This is a genomic window from Mycolicibacterium sichuanense, assembly GCF_033741125.1.
Classification (GTDB): Bacteria; Actinomycetota; Actinomycetes; order Mycobacteriales; family Mycobacteriaceae; genus Mycobacterium.
The window spans coordinates 449,533-474,121 of sequence record NZ_JAWQPU010000003.1; the positions used below are offsets into that span (position 1 = coordinate 449,533).

A 24,589-nucleotide genomic window follows, 5' to 3' on the forward strand; every position below is an offset into this window, starting at 1 on the left:
GACAGGCGATCGGCAGACGAACGATGGCGGTCCATCGCGTGACGACGAACCAACGGCAATCTGTGAGAATTGCGTGGTGACCGAAACCTGGCGCGACCTCAACCTGGCCAACTGGGAGTCCCGGGTGCCCATTCACACCGGTCCCGACGGATACGACCTCGCCGCCTTCGACGATCCCGAGCACCTCTCGGACGTCGTGCGCTACGACCTGCCTCGGCTGGGGCGCCTCGACGGTCTGGACGTGGTGCACCTGCAATGCCACATCGGCACCGACACGGTGTCGTTGGCGCGGTTGGGTGCCCGCTCGGTGACGGGTCTGGACTTCTCGCCGTCGGCGATCGCGGCGGCACGAGCACTGTCGGTCCGTGCGGGAGCGAACGTCGCCTTCGTCGAGGCCGACGTGCACGACGCGGTCGAGGCGCTTGGCGCGGGCCAGTTCGACCTGGTCTACACGGGCATCGGCGCGCTGTGCTGGCTACCCGACATCCGCCGGTGGGCGAGCGTCGTCGGCGGGCTGCTGCGCCCCGGTGGCCGGCTGTTCATCCGGGAGGGACATCCGGTGCTGTGGGCGATGAGTGATCCGCGCCCCGACGGTCTGCTGGTGATCGAGTACCCGTACTTCGAGACGTCCGGGACGCACTTCGTCGAGGACGAGAGCTACGCCGGCACCGGCACCGTCGCCTCGCCGGAGTCCGTGTGCTTCAACCACGGTCTTGGCGAGATCCTGACGGCCTTGCTCGACGCAGGCTTCACGGTGACGGCGTTCGAGGAGCACCGCGAATTGCCGTGGAGTTTCTTCGAGGACGCGATGTCGCCCAGCCCGGAGTTCGGCGGTGAGTTCGTGCTGACCGACGGCGCCGAACGGATTCCGCTGACGTACACCCTGCAGGCCAGGTTCGACCGCACGTGACGCGGCGACGGGGCACAATGGGGCAGATGACGGGGCGGATCCAGTCCCCCCATCTGGACCCGCCCTCGCGAGCAAATATAAACACGTTCGTACATCGATCGCAATCGCTAGCGCATGGCCGCCACGACGGCTAATTTGTCGATCTTGAACAGCGACAGCCCAATGGTATTCGAGGTAGCCAGATCAGCAAGCAACTCAGGCCGGGTCGGCACCAGCTAAGCCGCGCTGCCGTGCAGGCCAACCAGCGTGAGCGCATCTTCCTCGCGCTGGAATCCATCATGTCGGCAAAGGGTTACGCCGATACGAGCGTCGCCGACTTGATCAAGGAGGCAGGAGTCTCGCGACAGACGTTCTACGAGCTGTTCACCTCGAAGCAGGACTGCTTCCTGGCCAGCTACGGGCGCCGTCAGGGTGCCGTCGTCGAGACGATCCTCGAGGTGCCGCCCGGCGGAACCACCGCGATGGACCGGTTCGCTGCGCTGCTGCAGAGCTATCTTGCCGTGATGGCCGCCGACCCGCCGCTGGCGCGGCTGTACTTGATCGGGGTCTATACCGCAGGTGAGGAGGCGCTCGCCAAGCGGCTGGAGATGCAGCAGCAGTTCGTGGATGGCATCGTCGCGGTGTTCGCGCCCACGTCGGAGGAGCGGCGCTTCGCCTGTCGCGCGTTGGTCTCCGCGATCTCCACCCTGGTCACCAATGCATTGATGGAGGACGATCCCCAGGCCGTGCTCGACCTCTACGACCCGCTGCTGCACGTCGCCAGGAAGTTGGTGGGGTCGGACTAGGCAGGGTCACTCCGCGAAGCGGTAGCCCATCCCGGTCTCGGTCAGCAGGTGACGCGGATGCGACGGGTCGTCCTCCAGCTTGCGACGCAGCTGCGCGAGATACACCCGCAGATAATGGGTTTCCTTGGCGTAGGCCGGCCCCCACACTTCCCGCAGCAATTCCTCGCGGCCGACGAGTTTACCCCGGTTGCGCACCAGCATCTCCAGCATGCCCCACTCGGTGGGCGTCAGGTGCACCTCGGCGCCGTGCCTGGTTACCTTCTTGGCGGCCAAATCGACGGTGAAGGAAGCGGTTTCGACGACGGGCTGGTCGGTTTCGGTTGACGCGGCGCCCCGCCGCACCGCCGCCCGCAGCCGGGCTAGGAACTCGTCCATGCCAAACGGCTTGGTGACGTAGTCGTCGGCGCCGGCGTCCAGGGCCTCTACCTTGTCCGACGAGTCGGTCCGCGCCGAGAGCACGATGACGGGCGCGGTGAGCCAGCCCCGCAGTCCTTCGAGTACGTCGATGCCGGACATGTCGGGCAGGCCGAGGTCGAGCACCACGACATCGGGTTTGTGCTCGGCGGCGGCCCGAAGTGCCTCTGCCCCAGTATCGGCCGTGAACACCTCGTAACCGCGAACGGACAGGTTGATGCGCAGCGCCCGCAGGATCTGTGGTTCGTCGTCGATCACCAGGACGCGGGTCACGATGCCGTCCTCTCGGGTGCGGCGAGATCGATCTCGACGGTGAGACCACCGCCGGGGGTATCGGAGGCGGAGATACGGCCACCCATCGCCTCGACGAAACCGCTTGCCACCGAGAGGCCCAAGCCCACGCCGGTGGTGTTGTCGGTGTCGCCGAGACGCTGGAACGGTGCGAACAGTTGGTCGGCCTGCCCGCGTCGGATGCCGGGGCCCTCGTCGATCACGTCGATCAGGACGCGGTCGGCGACGCGGGCGGCGTTGACGCGGATCATGCCGGCGGGGGCGTAGCGCAGGGCGTTGTCGACGACGTTGACCAGCACGCGTTCCAGCAGCCCTGGGTCGGCCATCACGACGGTGTCGCCCACCTCGATCTTGATGCGATCCAGTCCGGTCGTGGCCCTTGGCATTCCGAGGATCGCGCGGTGCACCAATTCGTCGAGGAACACGCGCCGCAGGTCGGGGTGGACCACCCCGGCGGCCAGGCGCGAGGAGTCGAGCAGGTTGCCGACCAGCGCGGTCAGCTGGTCGATGCTCTCCTCCACGGTGGCCAGCAACTCGGCGGTGTCCTCGGGGGAGAAGCCGACGTCGTCGGCGCGCAGGCTCGACACCGCCGCCTTGGCCGCCGCTAGCGGGGTGCGCAGGTCGTGGCTGACCGCCGACAGCAGCGAGCGGCGCAGCTCGTCGGCGCGGGCGATGGCCTCGGCCTGGCCGGCTTCGGCGACCAGCTCGCGCTGGCGCACCAGCCCGGCGGCCTGTTTGGCGACGGCCGTCAGCACGCGACGGTCCCTGGCCGCCAGTTGCCGTCCGCTCATCAGCATCCAGAACTCGTCGTCACCGACTTCGATTGCGGTATCCGCGGATTCGACTTCGACACAGGGATCGGCGCCGACGCACGCGACGACCTGGCCGTGGCCGTCGCGCTCGCGCAGCATGCTCACCGCGCGCTGCGAGTAGGCCTCGCGGACCCGCTCGAGCAGGGTCTCGAGGTCGGCACCGCGCAGCACCGAACCGGCGAACAACGCGAGCAGTTCGGCCTCCTGCGAGGCGCGCCGGGCCTCGCGTGCTCGCTTGGCTGCGCTGTCCACCAGGGCGGCGACCGCCACCGCGACGACGAACAGCACCACGATGGTGATGGCGCTGTCGGGTGCGGCGATGGTGAAGCTGTAGCGGGGCTCGACGAGGAAGTAGTTGAGCAGCATCCCCGACAGCACCGCGGAGACCGCGGCGGGCGCCACGCCTCCGAGCAGGGCCACCAGGACGACGCCGACGAAGAACAGGGCGCTCTCACCGGCGATGCCGAGGAAGCGGTCGAGCAGCAGGGTGATCACCGCGCAGACCGCCGACGGCACGGCGATGGCGGCCGCCCAGGAGGCGAACCGACGCTGGCGTGGGGAGGTCGGCCACGTCGGCGCGTTCTTGGCCTGTTCGTGGGTGACCATGTGGATGTCGATCTTCCCGGAGCGCTGCACCGTGGCGGCGCCGATGCCCTCGTCGAAGATGCGGGCCCAGCGCGACCGGCGCGACGTGCCGAGCACCAGCTGGGTGGCGTTCATCTCGCGGGCGAAGTCCAACAGGGCGGCCGGGACGTCGTCACCGGCAACGGTATGCACGGTGGCGCCCAGGCTGGCCGCGAGCTCGCGGACCTTGCCCATCTGCGGTGCCGAGACGCCGGACAGCCCATCGCCGCGCACCACGTGCACCACCATCAGTTCGGCGCTCGAACGCGACGCGATGCGAAAGGCTCTGCGCACCAACGTCTCCGACTCCTCGCCGCCGGTGACGGCGACGGCCACGCGTTCGCGGGCCTCCCAGGTTTCGCTGATCTCGTGGTCGGCCCGGTACTTGGCGAGTGCGGCGTCGACCTGATCGGCCAGCCACAGCAGGGCCAGCTCGCGCAGCGCGGTCAGGTTGCCCTGGCGGAAGTAGTTGCTCAGCGCCGCGTCGATGCGCTCGGGGGCGTAGACGTTGCCGTGGGACAGTCTGCGCCGCAACGCCTCCGGGGTGATGTCGACCAGCTCGATCTGGTTGGCCCGGCGAACGACCTCGTCGGGCACGGTCTCCTGCTGTTCGATGCCGGTGATCTGAGCGACGACGTCGTTGAGGCTCTCGAGGTGCTGGACGTTGACGGTCGAGATGACGGTGATGCCCGCGTCGAGGAGCTCGTTGACGTCCTGCCAACGCTTGGCGTTGCGCGAACCGGGAGCGTTGGTGTGGGCGAGCTCGTCGACCAGGACGACCTCGGGGTGCCGGGCGATGACGGCGTCGACGTCGAGTTCGGGGAAGTTCGAGCCACGGTAGGCGATCACGAGCGGGGGGATGAGCTCGATGCCGTCGAGCAGCTCGGCGGTGCGCTTGCGGCCGTGGGTCTCGACGACCGCGGCGACCAGGTCGGTGCCGCGGTCGAGGCGCCGGTGCGCCTCACCGAGCATGGCGTAGGTCTTGCCGACCCCCGGTGCCGCGCCGAGGTAGATGCGCAACTCACCCCGCTTGGGGGCGGGCCGGGACGGCGACGGCTCGGAACTCACCTGCCCATCATCCACCCGTCAGTCGTCGCAGCACTCGCAGGTCTGCGGGGCGGGTCCGGCCAGTGTTGGCGCGCAGCAGGTGTCGCCGCGCCAGGCGTTGGCACCCTCCCGGACGGCGATCACGGCGATGGCGAGTGCGGCCACCGGATCGGCCAAGGGGAGCACGTCGTTCAGCACGAGCCCGGCCAGCACGACAGCGGAGAGATACGTGCACAGCAGCGTCTGCTTGGAGTCGGCGACGGCCGTCGGAGAACCGAGCTCGCGGCCGGCGCTGCGCTGGGCCAACGACAGCACCGGCATGATCGCGAGACTGGCTGCGGTGAGGGCGATTCCGATTGGCGAGTGGTGAGTCGGGGTAGCGCCGAGCAGGGCGCGAAGGGCGTCGACGCCGACGTAGAGCGCCAAGGCGAAGAACGAGAACGCGATGACGCGCAGGGCGACCTTCTCGCGGGCGCGCGGATCCTCGCCGGCGAACTGCCAGGCCACCGCGGCGGCCGAGGACACCTCGATCACCGAGTCGAGACCGAAGCCGATCAGCGCCGTCGAGGATACCCGCGATCCTTCGGCGAGTGCGATGACGGCCTCGACGACGTTGTAGGTGATGGTCGCGCCGACCAGCAGCCGGATGCGCCGGTTCAGTACGCGGCGTCGGTCCCCGGAGAGTCCGGGCAGGCCCAGATCCCGGGCCATCAGCAGCATCCGTCAGCGCTGGCTGGGCAGCAGGCGGGGTCGACGGCGAGGATCAACTCGAGGAGGCTGTCGAGGGCGTGTGCGATGCGTGGATCGGAGAGCTCGTAGCGGCTGCGGCGGCCTTCGGGGACGGTGACCACCAGCCCGCATCCGCGCAGGCAGGCCAGGTGGTTGGAGACGATCTGGCGGGAGACTTCGAGCTCGTCGGCCAGGTCCGACGGGTAGCGGCCGCCGTCGCGCAGGCAGAGCAGGATGCGCGAGCGGGTGGCGTCGGCCAGGGCGTAGCCGAAGCGGGTCAGGGCGTCGCGCTGCAGGACGGTGTGCACCGGTCAGACGATACAGCCCTGGCTGAATTCAGAACCCCCTGAACTGTTTGATCTTGTCGACGCGCGCGTCAAAATGCGGATGACGCCCCGGGGTGGGGTCTACTTTCGGGTCGCGGCTCGTTCTGCTCAGGGGGATGCAATGACGTCGATCGGCAATGCTGGGTGGGGACCGGTTCGGCGCTGGTTGGCTGTCGCGGTGGTGGCGGTGCTGGCCTTGCTGGCCGCGCCGGGGGTGGTAGCCGTCGCGCAGGTGCGGCTTGGCTTGAACGGAGCGCGGCCGAGCACGTGGCCGTTCCTGGTCCCGTACCTGGCGGGGCAGGGGCTGACGCAGGACGGGTGGCTGGAGTTCGCCTCGCGCGTCGGCGAGAACTGGCTGCCGGGAACGACTCCGGTCGCGGTGAGTCACCCGGGTCAGCTCGGCGTGGTGTCGGGTCCGGGGGCGATGACGACTGACGAGTCGACCGCCCTCGGCCGGCAGTACCTGCACGACGCGATCATGGCGCAGCTGCAGAAGGGTGAGCCCATCTCGGTGGCGGCGCTGAGCGAGGGCACGCTGGTGGTCGACGCCGAGCTGGCCTACCTGGCGCGCGACCCGAATGCGCCACCGGCACGGGACATCACGTTCTACGTGTTCGGCGACATGCTGCGCGGGCTCGGGCAGACGTACCTGCGCGGGATCACCATTCCGATCTTCGGGCAGACGTTCGGGCCGGTCCCGGAGAGCCAGTACGACACCATCGTGGTCAACGAGCAGTGGGACGGCTGGGCCAATCCGCCCGACCGGCCGTGGAATGCGCTGGCGATCCTCAACGCGGTGATGGGTGCGCTGTACACGGTGAACGGGGCCAACGATCACTCGCAGAGCGCGCTGGACAGCGTGTCGGACGCGGTGAAGGTCTCGCAGGTGACCAATTCGCGGGGCGGCACGACGACGACGTATGTGATTCCGCGCGACAACCTTCCAATGACCCGGCCGCTGCGCCAGCTCGGGATTCCCGACTGGGCCGTCGACGACTTGGACAGGCTGCTGATGCCGTTGATCGCGGCAGGGTATTCGTCGATGACCCCGTGGCTGGGGCCGCACGTCGAGAACGGGCAGTGGGTGTGGACGAACACCGCGCCGGCCCCGGTCGCGGATCCGACGCCGCCGGTCGCCGCATCCGAGGTCGAGCCCGCGGCGGCGGTGACCACCAGCACTTCGCCTTCTGCGGTTGCGCGCGTTGGTACTCAGCCTGCGGCGCTCACGGCCATCGCGCCGGTCGCGTCCGCCACGCCCGTCGCGTCCAAGAACTCCGAGGTGGCTCCTGCCCCGGCCGAAGTCAGCTCATCGGTCGACAGCACGCCTGCACCTCGAGATGTCGTCGAGGCGCCGACCCCGTCTCCGTCTCCGGAGGCCAAGACGCCCCCGACCGCTCTGAAAGATGCTGGCGGCGAGACGAAGTCGACCACTGCGCCCGCGGCGTCCGAGGCCACCGACCCCACGCCGCCGACGGCGGTCGCCCACGACAAGCCAGACACGTCCGAGTCCGTGAAGAAGCCCGACGACGTCAAGCCGGCGGACACGAAGGTTGGTCCGGGAGTCCAGAAGAGTGCCGAGTCCAGTCAGGCGAAGGGTTCCGACGGCGAGGGTGCGGCCAAGTCGTCGACGAATGGTGACGCGGCGTAGCGACGTGAGTAGGGGCATGCCGGGTTCTCCGGCATGGGTTCGGTAGCGTCGCGGGGGAGCAAGCCCCCATAGCCCAATTGGCAGAGGCAGCGGACTTAAAATCCGCCAAGTGTCGGTTCGAGTCCGACTGGGGGCACCGAAAAATCGAGCTCAGATGATGTATTGCCACCGCATCAAGTGGCCGTGGAAGATGCCAGCCCGCAGCCAGACCGCAGCATCTAGACTGCGGGTATGGCGATCAGGCGCAACGCTCGGGCAGGAGTCGAGGACCGCTGGCACCGCCCAGCCCGCAGGGGAGAGGCGTCAAGGACGCCACCAAATGACACCCTCGTCTGACTGAGGCGGCTCACCCAGAACCTAACCGCGTGGTGTTTGGCTTACGAATTTACTTAGCGCTTGGCCAATTCTTATACCTGAGAGCAGTCCGCTCAGACAAGTGACGAGTTCCGATGAGCGTGTGGTCGTCCTACCTTAGCGTTGTGTCCTAGCCGAGATGGCGCATTATTAATGCAAATGTCGCATCGAGCGTGCTGCCAAGGCGCGGCGGGTCAATTCGGGTTCACGATTCGTCGATATTTGACCAGCAGACGCGCCAGCTCTGCCTTTGCCTCCTCGCTGACCGAAACTACGGAGGCAACTGCATCGTGAACGCGCAACCAATCCTCGGTAAGGCGGTCCCGAACTTCGGCATCGGAGCTGTGAATGACTACTTGTTCTAAGAGTCTTAGACTGTGATCCAAGAATGCTAACCACGTCACGATGTTGGTAGGGTCTAAATCGTCAGCCCTCTCAAAGGCATCGTAGGTCCGGTCGTAGTAATGGCCATACTGTGATGGATCGGAGCGGGCTCCGCGCGCTGCAAGAATAGTTCCAAGCGTGGTGTAGGAGTAAGTATCTTCGAGCAAGGACACAGCCCGCAAAGCATAAGACTCAGCGCGGGCAAGTGCTTTTGGATCATTCTGACCGATGTGCCGACTCATGATCGCTCGCTGCTCCCAGTATCGACCGCTCCAATTTCCAAAACTAGGCAGCAGGCCCGAATAAAATTTTTCTAAATCTGCAGCCGAAAAGATTTGAGTCAAGTTGCGATGCGTCATAAACCCGCCAACAAGTAATGATGTTGCATTGCGTTCCCGCTGACTGACCCTATTTAGCCTGCTTGATAGTCGTTCCAGGCCGGTAAGCAGAGTGGTCATTGCTTTTTGACTTCCTCCGAGTTTGTGGACGGCTGGTTCGAGAGCGAGCCACCGCTGCCGTGTGCGCACGATGTTGCCGTCGGTATAGAGCACAGCGCTTGTCTCGGGTTGGCGCACGGACCTGATAATTTCCTCAGGCGGGCGGCCCGACATGCGCGCAGCGTCCACGACTTGCAGGCGTCGACCAACTTTGGTCGCCAAAGCTGCGAAGAAGAGCAACTCTACGTCGTCAGCACGCTGAAGCGCAGCAACCTCGGCCCCCACCCGCTTTCCGAACCCGGGCGCGTCGCTCAGACCGGCCATAGACTGGAATATTTCATGATTTTGGAAATATGCCAGCCGTTGTCTGTCGATCCTTTCTTGTTCCAGCACGCCGAGACGGCCCACAGCAGCGAGTTTGTCCACTAGTCGCGCAGCGTCAGACCGCGAAAGGGTGCGTCGGACAGACTTTATTTCCCTTCCAACTAGAAGATGGTGCGATATACGACCCGCGATGCCCGCATCTCGCTCGCTTTGGTCTACGGCAAGCACAGCTATCTTCGTTCTCAATTCACGCGATCGACGGATGATCTCAGCTACGTCCTCCGCCACATCGGCAATACCGTCGAAGACAAGAACGACTGACTTACCGTCAGCAACAAACCGCAGTAGTGCCTCCACATCAGGCCGTTCGTCGGCAACATACAAGAAAGTCCGCCAAGATGCATTGCGGAACGCGAGCGCGATAGCAAGCAGGCCGGTGCTCCTGCCAGTCAGTCTCTGACCTGTATAGACAAGAATGCTTGAAGGAGGGAACCTTTGTCCCCAGCTGCGCACATAAGCCAATCCTTCGCGAATCCAGTCTAATTCAGCGTGAATTGAGGAACGGACGTCGTCCCAAATTGGCTCGTCGCCCCCCAAAAGATCGTGCGATGCAGGAAGCTTTACCGGGCGTACCGTGGTGAGTTCGCGAAACTGTCGCCCGACCCGCAGGCTGTATTCCTCCGATGTAGTGGGGGCCTGTGTCAGGTCTTGCCCGCAAAGCTCACTCCATGCCGAGGCGAATTCCTCACCCGTCATTCTCACCGGAATCAAACGCCAAGATCGCAAATCTTCCTCTACTGCTTCAGAAATATTCGGAGCAACGTAGAAGCTTGGAGCAGCGTGTTCCGGGAGACGGCGGGCCACAATTGCCTCCACGTCCGGCTCGTCACGCAAGCGTGCCCCGATAATAACGAACGGGCTTACCCCGTACAGGTCGCGAAAAGCAATCGGCCAGGCCGCGCGAGCCACAGCGGTGTCGGCGTACTCCTCTAACGAAAACACCAGTTTGCGGGGTGTCTGATGAAGGACGTGACCGTGTAGGTGCACTACAGATAGGTCGCGGTCCATCCGGTACTCGTCATCCCACGACACGGATCGAAGTTGCCGCGAGGCATCCGATGCAACTTTTGAGTAGGCATTCTCGAAGGTGTTGTCTAGGTTTAGAGTCCACACGCAGGCCCACGGAGAGCGCGCAAGGACGCTCATCCATTCGGGCGATTGGGCATCGTTAAACCTGTCGCGAAGCCACGCGTAAACGGCGTCCTCGGAGTGCCTAGCGACCGCGCGAGCGTAAGTCCGCCACAGCAAGTCCCCGTCCTCCCTAGGGACTCGGAAGTGGGCCGACAACTCATCTGCGAGCTGATTGCCGAGCGGCAGTTGACGACCGTCCCGCAACCGCGAGTCGACACTAGCCCCCGCCCCCAACAACAGGTGATACCCGCTATTGGCAACGGTGCGGCGGAGCGCCGACAGCTGTTCAGCTTCAAGGTGCAGGTCCATTCGGTAAAGATAGCCCCGGATTAGCTTGGCCCATCACATGACTCGCCCCGATTCCAGCCACCGGCGTCCCCGCACGGCAAGGCGTTTCGTATTCAAATCACCCGGGTGAAAAAGTCTGTCGAGATGCGACTAGATGTTGACATTAGCCGCCCGATAAGTCCTAGCCTTGACCGAGAACGGTGTCATGCAGGGCCTGAAGCTGCCTTTGCCGCCGTGGTGGCAGCGTGCCCTTAGCCACTGCACGTCAAGGGTGCAAAAGGAGTGCATGGCTGTGATGCCGGGCGTTCAACGCCGGACAGGTAGTTCTGGGGCAGGGGAGACGGCAGCCTCGCGAAGGACCGCGCGAACCGATGTCTCGTAAAGGATGGGTTGTTGCGACTGAGACGTGGCGAACCGCAGGGCGTCGACGAGCAGCGTAAACGGCAACTGCCGGCGTCTTAGCGATCAACAGGCGGTACGAGAAGGCGGCTCGCGACGACTCGGACAGGAATTTGTCTACGTCGGCTTTGGTAATTGCATTTTCCGGCGCGTAGGCCTTGCACTGGATCGCCCAGCGCCGACCATCATGGTCCTCGGCGACTAGATCAATGCCCGCGTCGCCGCCCCAACGGTCCGGCCAATCATTCCAGAGCCAGACTCGGCGAAGTGCGCTCTGGTAGGTGGGGTCGTTGGTGAGGAACCACTTGCACACGTGCTCGAACTGCGTCCCCCGGACTCGCGGATCGAGGTCGAAGGGAGCAAACAAATCTGTGAAGGTGCCCATGGCCAATCAGACTATGCAGGCAGTCCGACGCCCCGTTGGCTCTCGACGTCAAGTAAGTGCCGCCTGCGTCGCGCGCGTCTTCACGGGTGGGCTCCCGTGGGGGATGAGCCGCTGGACATCTCGATAGCCAGCCGGCCAGGTCGAACCTCATGCCACGTCGGCGACGATTTGACGTGCCTAGAACCGTCGGCGACGTGCAGAGCAAATGCAGCGCGCTGGCCAGCGCGCTGCCGTCAACGTCGGTGCGTGGGTGCATACTGCCACCGTTAGAGGGACAACCTGGGGATGGGGCAGCCGAAGAGTGAGTGCCAAGACTGACCCCCATTTCGAAACCACTACCGGCGGTTGGCGGGTGACCCGTGTGCGAAACCCCTGGGGGCAGGTTCCCCACACGGGCGGTGGGCGCTACCTATCGGATGCGGCCCGCGCTTACATGGACAGGCTGCTCGCCCAACAGCGGGTCCCCGACACGGAGAGCCGTCGCCATCACTACGTGCCACAGACCTATCTGCGTAAGTGGTCTTTCGACGGTCGGCGAGTTTGGGCGCTGGACACGATGACGGGGTTGGTCAAGCCGCTCGGCACCAGGGATGTCTGCGTCAACGAGAACTTCTACCGGGTGATCGGACCGGACGGCGCGCCACACAATCGAGTAGAGAAGCTGTTCGGGGTTGTGGACACGGAAGTTGGCCGAGTTCAGCGGCTATTTGCTTATCTTGACGACCCGGAAGCACTGAGTTTCGACGACCTTCCGGGCCTGGGCATCACGATGGCTGTTCAGCGGATGCGGACGCTCCAGCAGAGGCGCATTCAGACTCAGTACAGCGTCTGGATGGCGGCTCAAAGCCCCGAATTTCGGTCGATCGCTGACGACGATCAGAACCCGCACCAGGCAGCAGGCATCCATACCGAGTCGTTGTTCAAGGCGATGTGGGGTGCCGCCGACGTCCTCATCACACGACAGATCGAGGTCTGGGACGACCCGAAGGCGCGATTCATGACGTGCGATGCTCCGGTGCTGGTCCCCTTCGTGCGAAATGAGCGACCCGGAATCGCGGAAGCCGCGTACATCGTTTGGCCTGTGAGCCCACACCGCGTGGTAGCGCTAAGCAGAAACAACGTCGGCGAGAAGGCCGTTATCCGCGAGGCCACCGGCGAACTCGTCGGAGTCGTGCGGGATGCCGTGCAGCAGGGCCGCGAGCGCATGATCTTCGCCAGCGAGGCGCAGCGGGATCGTCTACCGGCTGGAAAGATGTTCCGACGCCGCACGCAGGGCCGCTTCCGATGCTCCGATCGCAGTCCGCACGGCGAGTACATCGCTCCTCCCGGGTGTGTCGTAAAAATGTCGGAAGCCTTCGCCGACAAGCCAGACGTCGCGTTGTGTGCTCAGGGGCTGCACTCCTCCGCTCCTGAATTGTTCTCGCTGGCTTAGACCGGGATCGCTGGCCACAGCTAGGTCGGCGAAGCTTTCAACGTTCGCCGCGTCGTGACCTGATCAGGTCGCATAGTGCGAACACGCTTATGCCGGTAATTGGATGACCCGATGCACGCGGGGATGCGATCCTGAGTCCCAATTCGGCGCAATCGGGGAGCGGGTAATGACTGACGAAGTGTCGTATCCCGGCATGGACGAGCACCCCGCCATCGAGTTCTTCTTGGCCACCAACGACGGCACGGCCATAGACAGCTGGCATTGGCTGATCGAGTGGACTACGACGTCGTTCTACGTGAAGTCGATGAATCCCGCCATGCAGGCGATGAAGGTCAGCATTCACGGTCCGGACCCCAGGCACCCCGGCAGGGAGCATTTCCGCTTCGACGTGGAGCGATCGAATCAGGATCGTGCTGCGAGAGCTATTGGCGCGGGGGCGCGCTGGCTCACCGACCCCGGCGACTTGCCTCGCAAGTTCACGGGTCGGCAAGTGAACGACCACGTGGCCCTCATCGTGCGTTTCTGCGTGGGGCACGACGCCTTCATGGCTGGTGCGCCCGCAGCGGGCGGTTCGGATTGGCCGAAGCCGAAGGCGATGAAGGGGATCGTGCCCGTGCCCACCGAGGGCCGAGTGAGGCACGTCGACCTCTTCCTCAGCTACAGCGGAGACCCGTACTGGCCAAACGAGGCGGGTATCCGCGCTGCGCGTGCGGGTTTGGGGTTCATTAGGAACTCCTTGGGCTGGTGCATTTCTGCGGTCAGCTTCGACCGCCCCATCGATCAGGAGCCTGATCCGTGTGGTGACCTTCGCGGCGCTACGCCAGTCGATAAGTGCTTCCGTGGCCTCGCCGCAACGGTCGATGAAACCCGCCTGTTGTGGTTGTCCGAGAAGCTGATCGCCATCGAGAATTGATCAACCAGCCTAGCGGGGAAGCTGAGTGCGTGCCTGCGGTCAAATTAAGCGTTCCAGCGTTGCTTCTCGATCGCACGCGAGATCGTCCTGGCATCCACGACGAGGCCAATTCTTGCGTGACCTTTCGGCGGTTCTGGTTCGTCCGGCTTCTGCTCCCACATTGGGGCCATAATATTTTGAACCACGACGCCTGCGAATTGCCACTTTCGACTTCCTTGGACGTTGAACGCCAAAGGTCCGCCAGAAAACCCTGGGTTGACGATTGTGTCGACGTATAGCTTGCCCACGCCGTCCTCGTCGGACTCTGCCGCACTCATGATGCACTTCTTGGCGAAGGGGAGTCGCTGCTGACCGTTTCCGTCAGGCTGGAAGCTTAGACCGTAGGGATAACCCAGAATGACGCAGTTCTGGCCATAAGTGAGCCCGTGATGGCTCAGCGGTACATCGGATAGAACCTCCAGTGCAATCGGCAAGCGATAAACCGCAAAGTCAGCGGATGCACCTTCTCCCACCGCAACTCGGGTGATTGTCGTCGGGAAAGCGAACCCGTCGTTGGTGTTGGAGTGGCGAATCCGCACTGTCTCCTGAGCGAGGTCTCCACAGAGATGTCGCGCCGTGACAAGCAACTGATCGTCACCGGTGCCGATAAGAAAGGCGGTGCCGCGCCGGTCGTCTTCACCAAACAGCTCGACCACCCGCTGAAATACCTCATACACAATCATCACGCGATGCTCCCGCGCCATCTTGCGGATGGCAGGCAGACGCGCCGCAGCCCGCACACAGCCCGCAGGAGTCCCGCAACACGCCGTTGAAAGCCGTTTCTCACCAACGCTTATCCGCAAGTCAGGCTATGTGTCCCGTAACTCACCGTAAATGGCTCAACCCTCAAAACGCCAGGTGGGGCGATCTTAAAATCCGCCAAGTGTCGGTTCGAGTCCGACTGGGGGCACCGGAGTTTCTTGCAGGTATTGGCCGATTGCGGCTGAATGTTCGAGCGGTCGCTGTCGCTAATAGCTCGCTGCGTCGGCATCGCGTCGGCGAGAATTTCGACCGATACCTACACTCCGAGAATGCGCGTGCCTCGCCGAATCGCAACGTTCAACAGGCGATTCACCAATCCGGTGGCTCGCACGATCACACCGTGGCTTCCGAACCTCGGGACGCTCGGACACGTCGGGCGGAAATCGGGCAAGCGATATCGAACGCCCCTTCTGGTGTTCAAGACCCATGATGGCTACGCCATCCTTGTCGGCTATGGCCCACAGACGGACTGGTCGAAGAACGTGCTGGCCGGCGGACCGACGGTGCTACGCAAGCGTGGACGGGCTCTCGCGCTCGCCAACCCGCGAGTGGTGAGCAAGGGCGAGGCCGCCGCCCTCGTCATACCGCGTTGTCGCCTGCTCTACCGGGCGTTTCCCGACGACGAGGCAGCCGTGCTGCTGACGAATGTGGGATCGGCGGGTTGACCTCTGTGCAGCACCGGACTCCAAGGGCCTAGTAGTCCTCTATCGAGACGAGCGGATCGGCTTGCATCGCCGTTCGACTGACCTGACGACGCGTGGTATCGGCGACACCCACACTTCGGCGTATCCCGGAGGCGCGACGCCCGGCCGGCGCCGTCGGAAAGAAACCGGGGATGCAGGCCCACTTGTGATCGAGATCACGGAACCTCTAGTCTGCGCTCATGGGGAGAATTTATTTGCTGTTCGCGGCGTTGGTCGCAGCGTGTGTGTTAGCTCCGGGGGCGAGTGCCGCGCCGATTTCGCCGCTGCCGCAGCAGCCGAACTCGTCGTGTGATCCGAACTATTCGGGTGCATGCGTTCCGATCGACAGTGACGTCGACTGTGCAGGTGGGAGCGGCAATGGTCCGTCTTACGTGTCGGGTCCGGTGACCGTAGTTGGACGGGACGTCTACGGGCTCGATCGAGACGCCAACGGTGTCGGATGCGAGTAGACGCCTCATGAGGATTCGGGCCGGATTCTCGGCGCTCATCTTGGCCGGTTCGCTTTGGGGATTCGCGCAGGCGGTCAGCGCACCGAGTGCGGTATTGGCTTGTGGGGCAGGCAGTTATGAGAATTCAGGCGGCCAATGCATACCTGATCCGTCAGCACCCAACGGCGGAGGTGGCGTTCCGGCCGGCGCGACCGCGGTGTGTCGCGATGGCGACTATTCCTACAGCACGCATCACTCCGGCACGTGCTCGGGACATGGGGGCGTCTCGCAGTGGTTGTCGAATTGAGTCGATGGGGCGGCAAGAGCGCGATCCGGTTCACGGTCATGGCATGCGCGGTGACGGGTGTGGCATTGCTATCGGCACCCCTGGTCGGGGCATCCCCGGGTAGCTGCTATGACGCCGCAACTCCCGACTGCGTGCGCCCGGGGACGGACGTCAACGGATTCTTCGACTATCTGGAACGCAACGGGAACAGCGTCGAAACGAGCGATCTCCGGAGCGCGAGCCTCGACATGGGTGGGCCATCTGCAACGAGTTCGATGTGGGCATGAACGGCCAAGAGGTCGGTAGGGACATGATGCGCCACCACACTGCGCGAGACGCAGCCGTGTGGATCGTTGGATCGGTGACCTACATGTGCCCCGAGTACGACAGCTTGGTCGGATAGTCGTCGAGTAGGTCCGGGCTGTTCCCGTGGCCAGTAGTTCTGCCCCGCCGGCTCGACGGCGGGGACGGATCCCTCGAGCGGATTGGGTCCGACGAATGCAAGGATGTCCACTCATGACCATTCGTGAACCCGATCTGGTCGACGGTGTTCCTCGCGGGCGGATCGTCGTCGCCTCGATGGTGGGCACCACCATCGAGTTCTACGACTTCTACGCCTACGCCACCGCGGCGGTCGTGGTGTTCCCGCACCTGTTCTTCCCCAAGGGTGACCCGACCACCGCGCTGCTGGCCTCGCTGGCCACCTTCGGCCTCGCCTTCGTCGCCCGCCCGGTCGGGTCGATCTTGTTCGGGCACTTCGGCGATCGGATCGGCCGCAAGACGACGCTGGTGGCGTCGCTGCTCGTCATGGGCATCGCGACGTTCCTCATCGGCGTGCTGCCGACCTACCACCAGGTGGGGCTCCTCGCGCCGGCGCTGCTGGCGGTGATGCGCTTCAGCCAGGGCCTCGCGCTCGGCGGGGAGTGGAGCGGCGCAGCGCTGCTGGCCACGGAGACCGCCAAACCCGGCAAGCGCGCGTGGGCGGCGATGTGGCCACAGCTCGGCGCCCCCTTCGGCTTCCTGCTCGCCAACGGCGTGTTCCTCATCCTGGTGCTGTGGCTCGGCTTCAACACCGCCAGCCCGGACCTCGACGGGGCGTTCCTCACATGGGGCTGGCGAATCCCCTTCCTGCTGAGCGCGGTAATGGTCGCCATCGGCCTCTACGTGCGCCTGCGCCTGACCGAGACCCCGGTGTTCGCCCGCGCCATCGAACGCGGCGAACGGGTCCGCGCTCCACTGGCCGAGGTGTTCCGCAACCACTGGCGTCAGCTGCTCATCGGGACGTTCGTCATGCTGGCCACCTACACCCTGTTCTACGTCGTCACCACGTGGGCGCTGAGCTTCGGCACCGGCAAGAAGACCGCCAGGGGCGGCGGACTGGGCATTCCCTACCTGGAATTCCTGCAGCTGCAGTTGATCTCGGTGCTGTTCTTCGCCGCGATGCTGCCCGTCACCGGTCTGCTGGCCGACCGATTCGGACGCCGGGTGACGCTGTTGGTGATCACCGTCGGCATCATGATCTACGGCACCACCTTCGGATGGCTGCTCGACCCGGCCTCGGCCTCCACGTCCTCCATCCTGGCCTTCCTCGTCATCGGCATGACGTTGATGGGCCTGACGTTCGGACCGATGAGTGCGGTGCTTCCCGAACTCTTCCCGACTAACGTGCGGTACACCGGCTCCGGCATCGCCTACAACGTCGCGAGCATCCTCGGTGCGGCGATCGCACCCTTCGTCGCCACGTGGCTGGCGACCTCCTACGGCGTGGCGTGGGTCGGCATCTACCTGCTTTGCGCCGCGGTGCTGACCGCGATCGCACTGCTGGTCATGCGGGAGACGCGCGACACCTCGCTGGACGACGTCGAGGCGATCCTGCCGTAGCCGCTCGTCGGCCCCGCGACCCGCCGCCCGGCGAATCGTCGTCTGTTTGCCAAATGTTCGCGCGGCGGGCCACGGCCCCTCAGCTAACGCTTAGCTTCCAGCCCGCACGATGAGCGGCGTCCTGAGGTAGTGGCGTCCAGAGAAGCGAGCGGTAGTCGTAATGGGGTCGGTGATGTCGTTTCCGGGGTCGTTTCTCCTATCGATTGCCGCCTGCGCCGCGGCGATCACGGTTGCGGTAGCGCTCCTCTCGCGTACCCCGCTGGCCCGCGCACCGCTGCCGGTGCACCTCCTAATGCTGGTTGGGTGTGGCGTCGTCGGCGCGGCGGCGACCGCGATCGTGACCAAGGGTGCGCCACCCCAGGATCTCGCGCGATCGTCGTTGACCCATGGATGGATTCCGTTGTCGGCGCAGGTGATCGCTGGGGTGGCTTTGCTCTACGGGATCGGCCGCAGGCTGTCGCACTGGTGGCGTTGGCGACTGCCGGTCGCGCTCGTCGTGGGTGTGGCCCTGGTGGCGAGCGTCTACTGGTTCGTGGCGTCGGAGGGCCTGGCAGGTGAACCGGCGCCCTGGGCGCTGTGGGGGTGGATCGGGTCGACCGGCGTCGCTGCCGGCGTCGCGGTGCTGGGCTGGCGGGGCGCGCGGTGGCGGCAGCGGATGACTTCGGTCGCCGCGGTTCCGATGGCCGCGCTCAGCTGCGCGCTGGTACTCAACGGCTGGGTTGGCTACCTGCCCACGGTGTCGTCGGCGTGGGGTCAGCTGACCTCGGGTGCGGTCGCCGACCAAACTGATCGAGCCACCGTGGCGTCCATACAAGACAGCGGCGTCAAGCCTGCCAAGGGCGTCGTGGTGTCGGTCAGCATCGACGCGCGGCGGTCGGGCTTTCGACACCGCGACGAGTTGGTCTACCTCCCGCCCGCCTGGTTCGCCAGCAAGCCGCCGCCCCCGCTGCCCGTCGTCGAGATGATCGGTGCGGAATTCAACACCCCCACCGACTGGCCGCGTGCGGGTAACGCGGCGATCACCGTCGACGACTTCGCAGCCGCACACGGAGGCAATGCGCCCGTGCTCGTATTCGTCGACGCGGGCGGCAAATTCGACGTCGACACCGAATGCGTCAACGGTACTCGGGGACGGTCGGCCGATCACCTCACCAAGGACGTCATCCCCTTCATGGTCGCCAACTTCGGAGTCAGCGCCGACCCTGGTCACTGGGGCGTCGCCGGCTTCTCGGCGGGAGGAACGTGCGCCGTGGACCTGACGGTCATGCACCCGGAATCGTTCAGTGCCTTCGTCGACATAGCCGGGGACCTGAGTCCGAATGCCGGCACGAAGGATCAGACCATCTCGCGATTGTTCGGCGGCAGCGCCGAGGCGTGGGCCGCGTTCGATCCCGTCACCGTCATCGACCGCCACGGCCCCTACCGCGGCGTATCGGGGTGGTTCACCGTCGCCGACGCACCATCGGGTTCTGCCGCCGCCGACGTGCTGTGCGGGCTGGGCCGACGCAACGGCATCGACTGTTCGGTAATCGCTCAACCCGGCAACCACGACTGGTCCTTTGCGGCACGGGCCTTCACGGCTGCTCTGCCGTGGCTGGCCGGCCGACTCGGCACGCCTGGCGCACCGGCCGTGCCGTCACCCCAGGCCGCCGACGCCCGACCCGCGGACCCCGGTGGAGGCTCGCTGGCCGTCGGCCACACACCGCGGAGCGTGCCGTGAACCGAACCCGAGGAAATCAATGAACGAGCTGAGACGACGCGACTTCCTCACGCTGCTGGCAGCGGGAACTGCGGCCGGACTCGCCGGGTGCGCGGGTGTCGCGGCTCATCCGCGGGCCGACCCGGCGACTACTCCGCTGCACCCAGCGCCGCTGGCGGTGACCGAACCGGCCCCACCGGAGCTGTTGCCGCCACTGCCGGGGAGTTCACGAATCGCGTTGCCGGGCAGCGGAACCCTTTCGCGATTGCCGGGGCAGGACGACTTGCTCGCGCTCACCCTGGACGACGGGGTCGACACCGAGGTCGTGCGGGCCTACACCCAACTCGCCACCGACACAGGTATGCGGCTGACCTTCTTCGTCAACGGGGTGTACGACTCCTGGACCGACAACCTGGCAGCGTTGCGACCGCTGGTCGAATCGGGTCAGATCCAACTGGGCAACCACACCTGGTCGCATCCCGACCTGACCATCGTGAGCAAGATCCGCATCGCCGAGGAGCTCAACCGCAACGACCGCTTCTTGAAGTCGACCTACGGTGTCTCCGCGGCGCCCTTCTACCGGCCACCCTATGGGCGGCACAACGCCGTCGTGGACGCGGTCGCCGCGGATCTCGGCTATACCGTCCCGACGCTGTGGTCGGGCTCATTGGCGGATTCGACGCTCATCACCGAGGAATACATCGTGCAGATGGCGCACCAATACTTCACGCCACGAACAATCGTCATCGGGCATCTCAATCACTTGCCCGTCACCCACGTCTATCCCCAACTCGTCGAGGTGATTCGGTCCCGCAACCTACGCACCGTCACGCTCGACGACGTCTTCCTGGTGTGACCAGTCGACGATTCGTGGAGCCTCGCTGAAGGCGATCGTGGGGGCGCACCTCCTATACCGCTCGGCGAACACCTTCGTGCTCTTGGTGCCCATGGCGTGAAGCCGAGGTCCGCCGTGCGGGGTCGGTAGCGGGATAGCGACGGTGGAGTCCGTCGATCAATCGATGCGTCTCATAGAGATCGCGCCGCAGCACGCTAGCAATGGGGTCCTTGCGCGTGGTGCCGCGCATGCGTGCGCGTTGGTTGCGCAGGTCCGCGGCCTCGAGCTTGCGCGACACGTCAGCGACGTGCCGATAGAGCTCGTCCAACAGCTTCCGCGCCTGTGCGACGCCTGCGTCCTCCGCCACCATCGGATGGTCCCACCAATCCTTGTTTCCCGCTGGCTGATCTTGGAATGGATTCGACATGAAGTCTTGGTTGACGGTTGGCGACGACGAGCGCAGTCTGGTCGACATGGCGGAGATCAGCGAAGCGAACGCCACGCTCGCGCGGCCCTTGCGAAGATGTCGCAACCGGTTGCGGCCCAATAGATCGGGCGTCCCAGCGGCACGACCTTGGTGTGGCCTCGCTTCGCCGACGGCCCGGGTCGCTACTCACGCGGTCGAATAGTCCGGCAGCCGAACCTCTTCGGCCGATACGCGCATCAGCCTCTTGCCAGCCAGCTTCGAGACGGCCTGCCCGGTCGGGCTAGTGATGACCCTGGCGCCGGTATGCAGGAGGCGGATGCCGGTGCGGGTGCGCGGGTTGGCCAGGCGCAGCACGCGCATCCGCACCGGAGGCGTGCGGTCGACCAGCTCCGAGCGCATGTACTGCTCGTAGCCCGTCAGCGCGGTACGGACGTCGTCGGTGCGGGAGAGTTCGCCGGCCAGCACGTAGGCCCCGATCAACGCGAAGCTGGTGCCGACGCCGCCGAACGTCGCATTGCAGAACGCCGCATCGCCGAGCAGCGCGACGCGCCCCTTGCTCCACGCAGGCGTGCTCACCTGGCCGACGGCCGAGAAGTACAGCGGCGCTCCGTCGTCCAGGGCATCGAGCACCCGGGGTGCCGCGCCCCCGACACCGGCGAACGTCCGCCGAAGGATGGTGATCTGGTCGGCGACCTGGAGCGTCTCCAAGCCACGGACGTCGGAGATGAAGGTCAGGATCGCCCGGGTGGTGCCGAGGTTGTCCGGCCGCAGATGCACGGTGCGCGAGGCGGTGGCGTGCTGCCAGTTCCACCATTGGTCGTCGCTCTCGTCGCGGGGGATGGTGACGTAGGCGAAGAACATCCCGAGATCGTTGACGTCCACTGACGTCACGAACCGTCGTGAGCGCGAGCGCAGGCCCTCGGCGATCACCACCAGGTCGGCGTCCACCGATGATCCGTCGCTCAAGGCCACGGTCACGCCGTCGCCGTGGTCGGTCAGGTCGGCGATCTGAGTGTCGAAGCGGTAGTCGGTGCGGTCGCGGCTGCGCTCGACGACGATCCGCGATAATTCGCCGCGCAGGATCTCCAATTCGGCTGTGGGGCCGTCGGTCTGACCGTCGTGGCTGACGGGGAACGAAGCGACCGGCTTGCCATTCTCGTCGAGGAAGCGCATGCCGATCTCACCGGTGGTGGCGGCGCGGATGGCGTCTTCGATGCCCATGCGGCGGGCGACCTCACGGGCCACGCCGCGCACGTCGACGTTCTGCCCGTCGTCGCGACGTTCGGGATAGCGCTCGACGACGGTGGTGCGCCAGCCGATGTCGTTGAGCTGGCCGGCGAGGGCGGGGCCGGCGATACCGGCTCCGGAGATGACGGCGTGGCGTGTCATGGGTTCCCTTCGTCGGACATGGAGCGTCGGCGACCGAGAGCGCAAGTGGCTAGATCGACGGACGATCCAACCCTGACATACCTCGTGTGCGGCGGCGGGAAACTCGAGCGGGCGCAATCGCGCCATTGCACCACCAGCACGATCTTGGCTCGCAGGTTCCCGCAGCCAGCAGGCGTCCGTGGTCCTCGAGTCGCGCTCCGCTGGAACGCACGTGGGTCATCGAGTTCGTCACGCCCGCCCGCGCAGTCCCGACGGTCGAGCAGGCGATCGAGCGCGGTCAGCTTCCCCCCGGATGCGACGCCGACGCACTGCTGACCACCTTCCGCGCTCCGCTGTTCTACCGGATGGTCACCACGGGCGACCCGATCGACGAGGCCCTGATCGAGTCGGCCGCCCGGGTCGCGCTCAACGCCGCCAGGGCCGGGCTGCTGTCGGGCTGATCAGCCCGTGGCTTCGCGGCCGAGCGTCGCGAGGATGTCGATGACTGCCCGGACGGCAGGGCGGCTGGTGGCACCGGCGCGGGTGACGGCCTCGATGCGGCGGGCGACGCGGATGCCGCCGAGGGGCTTGCGTACCAGGTCGCGCGCGACGAGGACGTAGCGCGGCAGCAGCGCGACGCCTACACCTGCCAGGACGAGTTCCTCGACGACGCGAAAGTCGTTGACGCGCTGCACGATGCGCGGCGTGACACCCGCGATGGTGGCCAGCGAGCGCAGCACGTCGTCGACCATCAGGCCGCCCTCCACGCCGATCCAGGGTTCGTCGGCGAGCTCGCGAAGCGGGACGCGGTTGCGGGACGTCAGGCGATGATCGGGTGGCAGCAGGACGTCGAGTGGTTCGCGGAGCAGGACGGTGGCCTCGATGCGCGGGCTCCACGGCGCGGTGTCGCGTTCGTCTCGATGCACGACGACGACGTCGAAGTCAGCGAGCAGGCCGGGCGCGTTGGCGGCGGGTTGGTCGATGTCGCGCCCGGCGACGTCGACGCCGATGGCTGCGGCGCGAGTGACGAGGCCGGCCAACAACATTGCCGCCCCCGACGGAAACATGGCCACTCGCACGGTGCCCCGCGGCGTGCTGCGGTAGGCCTGCATCTCCGCCTGCGCGCGGTCCAGCGCGGCGAGCACGTCGTCGGTGCGCGCGACGAGGATGCGCCCGGCCTCGGTCAGCCGGACGCGGCGCCCGTCGGGCTCCAGCAGAGCTACCCCCGCCTCGCGCTGCAGGATCTTGAGCTGTTGGGAGACCGCGGACGGCGTGAGGGACATCGCGTCGGCGGCGGCGTGCACCGTGCCACGCTCGGCGAGTTCGCGCAGCAGGCGCAGGCGCTGGATGTCCATGTAGTGATCCTAAACGGTATCTGAAATAAGAGTTGCTTGTCTTAGGTGTCATCCCGCGGTCACGATGGAACCGCACGGCAGCGCCGCCGTCGTCGATATTCGAACCCGGCATCTCGCAACGGGTTTGGTGTGCATCGAGAGGAGTGCCGCCGTGTCGTCGCACCGCACCGTCGATCTCGCCTTGATGGCAGTGGCCTTCGCGTGGGGATCGAGCTACCTGGCCACCAAGGGCGTCGTCACCCAGGATGACGTGTTCGCCTTCCTGGTCCTCCGATTCGCCATCGCCGCAGTGGGATTGGCGATCATCCTGGCTCCGCGGCTGAGGCGCGCCACCCGCTCGGAACTGAGGCTCGGCATGCTGTTCGGGGCGGTCCTCAGCGTCGTCCTGGTGCTCGAGACCTTCGGCGTGACGATGACGTCGGCCTCCAACGCGGGACTGATCATCTCGCTGACCATCGTGATGACTCCCGTACTGGACCGGTGGATCCGGCGCACCGCGCTACCCCCGGCCTTCTACGGCGGTGCGGCCATCGCGGTCGTCGGGGTCGGCCTGCTCACCCAGGGCAACGGCCTGACCACCCCCGGCCTCGGCGACGGGTTGATCCTGCTCGCCGCCGCAGCGCGCGCCGTCCACGTCACGGTGATGGCGCGGCTGTCCGCCGGGCGCGTGCTGGACTCGGCGCGCGTCACGCTGATCCAGCTGTGTACTGCGCTGGTGACCTTCGTCGTCCTCACCCCGTTCACGGGACGGGGCGTCGCCGACGTCGCCGCGCACCTGGACGCTCGGTCGTGGCTGCTGGTGCTCCACCTCGCGCTGGTGTGCACGGTGTTCGCCTTCCTCGTCCAGTTGTGGGCAGTCCGGCGGACCTCGCCGTCGCGGGTCAGCCTCCTGCTTGGCACCGAACCTGTCTGGGCCGCGATCATCGGCGTGGTGGTCGCGGCAGACCCCGTCACCCTGATCGGCGCGTGCGGGGCGGCGTGCGTCCTCGGCGGCACGAACTGGGGGCGGGTCGCGCTGCGGACCGGCTCGCGGTCAACGCGCCGGTCGACGTCGGCGTCGGCGTCGGCGTCGGCGTCGGCGTCAAGCATTGCTTGACAGAAAATGAGATAGC

The 24,589-nt window shown here is 65.8% G+C and carries 21 protein-coding genes, 1 tRNA gene and 1 pseudogene; 13 read left to right on the plus strand and 10 right to left on the minus strand.

Going from position 1 to position 24,589, the window contains the following annotated elements:
- Positions 1-76: 76 nt before the first annotated feature.
- Complete coding sequence (locus SBI80_RS12585) at positions 77-910, plus strand: class I SAM-dependent methyltransferase (RefSeq protein WP_318974994.1); 834 nt, start codon at positions 77-79, stop codon at positions 908-910.
- A 230-nt stretch (positions 911-1,140) separates the two neighbouring features.
- The gene (locus SBI80_RS12590) at positions 1,141-1,695 is read left to right on the plus strand and encodes a TetR/AcrR family transcriptional regulator (protein ID WP_318974995.1); all 555 of its coding nucleotides are present in this window, start codon (positions 1,141-1,143) and stop codon (positions 1,693-1,695) included.
- Between the two features lie 6 nt (positions 1,696-1,701).
- Here the strand turns inward: SBI80_RS12590 and SBI80_RS12595 are convergent, their stop codons facing one another.
- The 4 genes from SBI80_RS12595 to SBI80_RS12610 are packed head-to-tail and all read right to left on the minus strand — an operon-like array spanning position 1,702 to position 5,920.
- Positions 1,702-2,382 (minus strand): response regulator, encoded by a 681-nt coding sequence (locus SBI80_RS12595; protein WP_318974996.1) that lies wholly within the window; start codon positions 2,380-2,382, stop codon positions 1,702-1,704.
- Positions 2,379-4,919, minus strand: a complete 2,541-nt coding sequence (locus tag SBI80_RS12600; protein WP_413232705.1) for a DUF4118 domain-containing protein — start codon at positions 4,917-4,919, stop codon at positions 2,379-2,381. Before SBI80_RS12600 ends, SBI80_RS12595 begins: the two co-directional genes overlap by 4 nt.
- A 3-nt stretch (positions 4,920-4,922) precedes the next feature.
- A complete protein-coding gene (locus SBI80_RS12605) occupies positions 4,923-5,594 on the minus strand; it encodes a cation efflux transmembrane domain-containing protein (RefSeq protein ID WP_318974998.1) in 672 nt (223 codons plus the stop codon).
- Positions 5,594-5,920, minus strand: a complete 327-nt coding sequence (locus SBI80_RS12610; protein WP_318974999.1) for an ArsR/SmtB family transcription factor — start codon at positions 5,918-5,920, stop codon at positions 5,594-5,596. The genes SBI80_RS12605 and SBI80_RS12610 overlap by 1 nt, the downstream gene beginning before the upstream one ends.
- 139 nt (positions 5,921-6,059) lie before the next feature.
- On the opposite strand from SBI80_RS12610, the gene SBI80_RS12615 reads away from it, so the two are divergent.
- The gene (locus SBI80_RS12615) at positions 6,060-7,586 is read left to right on the plus strand and encodes a PE-PPE domain-containing protein (protein ID WP_318975000.1); all 1,527 of its coding nucleotides are present in this window, start codon (positions 6,060-6,062) and stop codon (positions 7,584-7,586) included.
- A gap of 62 nt (positions 7,587-7,648) precedes the next feature.
- Positions 7,649-7,722, plus strand: a tRNA-Leu gene (locus SBI80_RS12620).
- Between the two features lie 412 nt (positions 7,723-8,134).
- Here SBI80_RS12620 and SBI80_RS12625 read toward each other — a convergent pair.
- Both SBI80_RS12625 and SBI80_RS12630 read right to left on the minus strand, forming a co-directional pair.
- Positions 8,135-10,585, minus strand: coding sequence for an SIR2 family protein (locus SBI80_RS12625; RefSeq protein ID WP_318975002.1), 2,451 nt, complete (start codon positions 10,583-10,585; stop codon positions 8,135-8,137).
- 244 nt (positions 10,586-10,829) lie between these two features.
- Entirely contained in the window at positions 10,830-11,348 is a 519-nt protein-coding gene (locus SBI80_RS12630; protein WP_318975004.1) for a restriction endonuclease, read from the minus strand.
- A 433-nt stretch (positions 11,349-11,781) separates the two neighbouring features.
- On the opposite strand from SBI80_RS12630, the gene SBI80_RS12635 reads away from it, so the two are divergent.
- Complete coding sequence (locus SBI80_RS12635) at positions 11,782-12,780, plus strand: DUF4238 domain-containing protein (protein ID WP_318975005.1); 999 nt, start codon at positions 11,782-11,784, stop codon at positions 12,778-12,780.
- A 166-nt stretch (positions 12,781-12,946) separates the two neighbouring features.
- Entirely contained in the window at positions 12,947-13,693 is a 747-nt protein-coding gene (locus SBI80_RS12640; protein ID WP_318975007.1) for a hypothetical protein, read from the plus strand.
- A 44-nt stretch (positions 13,694-13,737) separates the two neighbouring features.
- Here SBI80_RS12640 and SBI80_RS12645 read toward each other — a convergent pair whose 3' ends face one another.
- Positions 13,738-14,436 (minus strand): S1 family peptidase, encoded by a 699-nt coding sequence (locus tag SBI80_RS12645; RefSeq protein ID WP_318975008.1) that lies wholly within the window; start codon positions 14,434-14,436, stop codon positions 13,738-13,740.
- 327 nt (positions 14,437-14,763) lie between these two features.
- Here SBI80_RS12645 and SBI80_RS12650 point away from each other — a divergent pair, with 327 nt between their 5' ends.
- From SBI80_RS12650 to SBI80_RS12670, 5 genes are all read left to right on the plus strand, one after another.
- Entirely contained in the window at positions 14,764-15,159 is a 396-nt protein-coding gene (locus SBI80_RS12650; RefSeq protein ID WP_318975256.1) for a nitroreductase family deazaflavin-dependent oxidoreductase, read from the plus strand.
- 495 nt (positions 15,160-15,654) lie between these two features.
- Complete coding sequence (locus SBI80_RS12655; protein WP_318975010.1) at positions 15,655-15,933, plus strand: DUF3761 domain-containing protein; 279 nt, start codon at positions 15,655-15,657, stop codon at positions 15,931-15,933.
- A 495-nt stretch (positions 15,934-16,428) separates the two neighbouring features.
- Positions 16,429-17,793, plus strand: a complete 1,365-nt coding sequence (locus SBI80_RS12660) for an MFS transporter (RefSeq protein WP_318975011.1) — start codon at positions 16,429-16,431, stop codon at positions 17,791-17,793.
- 292 nt (positions 17,794-18,085) lie between these two features.
- Complete coding sequence (locus SBI80_RS12665; RefSeq protein ID WP_413232718.1) at positions 18,086-19,513, plus strand: alpha/beta hydrolase; 1,428 nt, start codon at positions 18,086-18,088, stop codon at positions 19,511-19,513.
- A gap of 28 nt (positions 19,514-19,541) precedes the next feature.
- A complete protein-coding gene (locus tag SBI80_RS12670; protein WP_318975257.1) occupies positions 19,542-20,348 on the plus strand; it encodes a polysaccharide deacetylase family protein in 807 nt (268 codons plus the stop codon).
- A gap of 52 nt (positions 20,349-20,400) precedes the next feature.
- Here the strand turns inward: SBI80_RS12670 and SBI80_RS12675 are convergent, their stop codons facing one another.
- Both SBI80_RS12675 and SBI80_RS12680 read right to left on the minus strand, forming a co-directional pair.
- Positions 20,401-20,829 carry a hypothetical protein gene (locus SBI80_RS12675; RefSeq protein WP_318975015.1) on the minus strand — a complete coding sequence of 143 codons (429 nt, stop codon included), beginning with the start codon at positions 20,827-20,829 and terminating at the stop codon, positions 20,401-20,403.
- Between the two features lie 111 nt (positions 20,830-20,940).
- Entirely contained in the window at positions 20,941-22,143 is a 1,203-nt protein-coding gene (locus SBI80_RS12680) for an FAD-dependent monooxygenase (protein WP_318975016.1), read from the minus strand.
- Between the two features lie 239 nt (positions 22,144-22,382).
- Between SBI80_RS12680 and SBI80_RS12685 the strand changes: the two are divergent.
- Positions 22,383-22,583: pseudogene (locus SBI80_RS12685) on the plus strand (TetR-like C-terminal domain-containing protein); the annotation flags it as partial.
- On the opposite strand, the gene SBI80_RS12690 reads toward SBI80_RS12685, so the two are convergent.
- The gene (locus SBI80_RS12690) at positions 22,584-23,477 is read right to left on the minus strand and encodes a LysR family transcriptional regulator (protein WP_318975018.1); all 894 of its coding nucleotides are present in this window, start codon (positions 23,475-23,477) and stop codon (positions 22,584-22,586) included. It lies immediately after the preceding pseudogene.
- A 151-nt stretch (positions 23,478-23,628) separates the two neighbouring features.
- On the opposite strand from SBI80_RS12690, the gene SBI80_RS12695 reads away from it, so the two are divergent.
- Entirely contained in the window at positions 23,629-24,573 is a 945-nt protein-coding gene (locus tag SBI80_RS12695; protein WP_318975019.1) for a DMT family transporter, read from the plus strand.
- Positions 24,574-24,589 lie beyond the last annotated feature (16 nt).

Excerpts from the sequence above, each read along its gene's own strand:
- SBI80_RS12630 (WP_318975004.1), bottom strand. The coding sequence starts at position 11,348 with ATGGGCACCTTCACAGATTTGTTTGCTCCCTTCGACCTCGATCCGCGA.
- SBI80_RS12650 (WP_318975256.1), top strand. The coding sequence starts at position 14,764 with ATGCGCGTGCCTCGCCGAATCGCAACGTTCAACAGGCGATTCACCAAT.
- SBI80_RS12690 (WP_318975018.1), bottom strand. The coding sequence starts at position 23,477 with ATGGACATCCAGCGCCTGCGCCTGCTGCGCGAACTCGCCGAGCGTGGC.
- SBI80_RS12640 (WP_318975007.1), top strand. The coding sequence starts at position 12,947 with ATGACTGACGAAGTGTCGTATCCCGGCATGGACGAGCACCCCGCCATC.
- SBI80_RS12660 (WP_318975011.1), top strand. The coding sequence starts at position 16,429 with ATGACCATTCGTGAACCCGATCTGGTCGACGGTGTTCCTCGCGGGCGG.
- SBI80_RS12635 (WP_318975005.1), top strand. The coding sequence starts at position 11,782 with ATGGACAGGCTGCTCGCCCAACAGCGGGTCCCCGACACGGAGAGCCGT.
- SBI80_RS12665 (WP_413232718.1), top strand. The coding sequence starts at position 18,086 with ATGCTGGTTGGGTGTGGCGTCGTCGGCGCGGCGGCGACCGCGATCGTG.
- SBI80_RS12680 (WP_318975016.1), bottom strand. The coding sequence starts at position 22,143 with ATGACACGCCACGCCGTCATCTCCGGAGCCGGTATCGCCGGCCCCGCC.
- SBI80_RS12645 (WP_318975008.1), bottom strand. The coding sequence starts at position 14,436 with ATGGCGCGGGAGCATCGCGTGATGATTGTGTATGAGGTATTTCAGCGG.
- SBI80_RS12655 (WP_318975010.1), top strand. The coding sequence starts at position 15,655 with ATGAGGATTCGGGCCGGATTCTCGGCGCTCATCTTGGCCGGTTCGCTT.
- SBI80_RS12625 (WP_318975002.1), bottom strand. The coding sequence starts at position 10,585 with ATGGACCTGCACCTTGAAGCTGAACAGCTGTCGGCGCTCCGCCGCACC.
- SBI80_RS12605 (WP_318974998.1), bottom strand. The coding sequence starts at position 5,594 with ATGGCCCGGGATCTGGGCCTGCCCGGACTCTCCGGGGACCGACGCCGC.
- SBI80_RS12615 (WP_318975000.1), top strand. The coding sequence starts at position 6,060 with ATGACGTCGATCGGCAATGCTGGGTGGGGACCGGTTCGGCGCTGGTTG.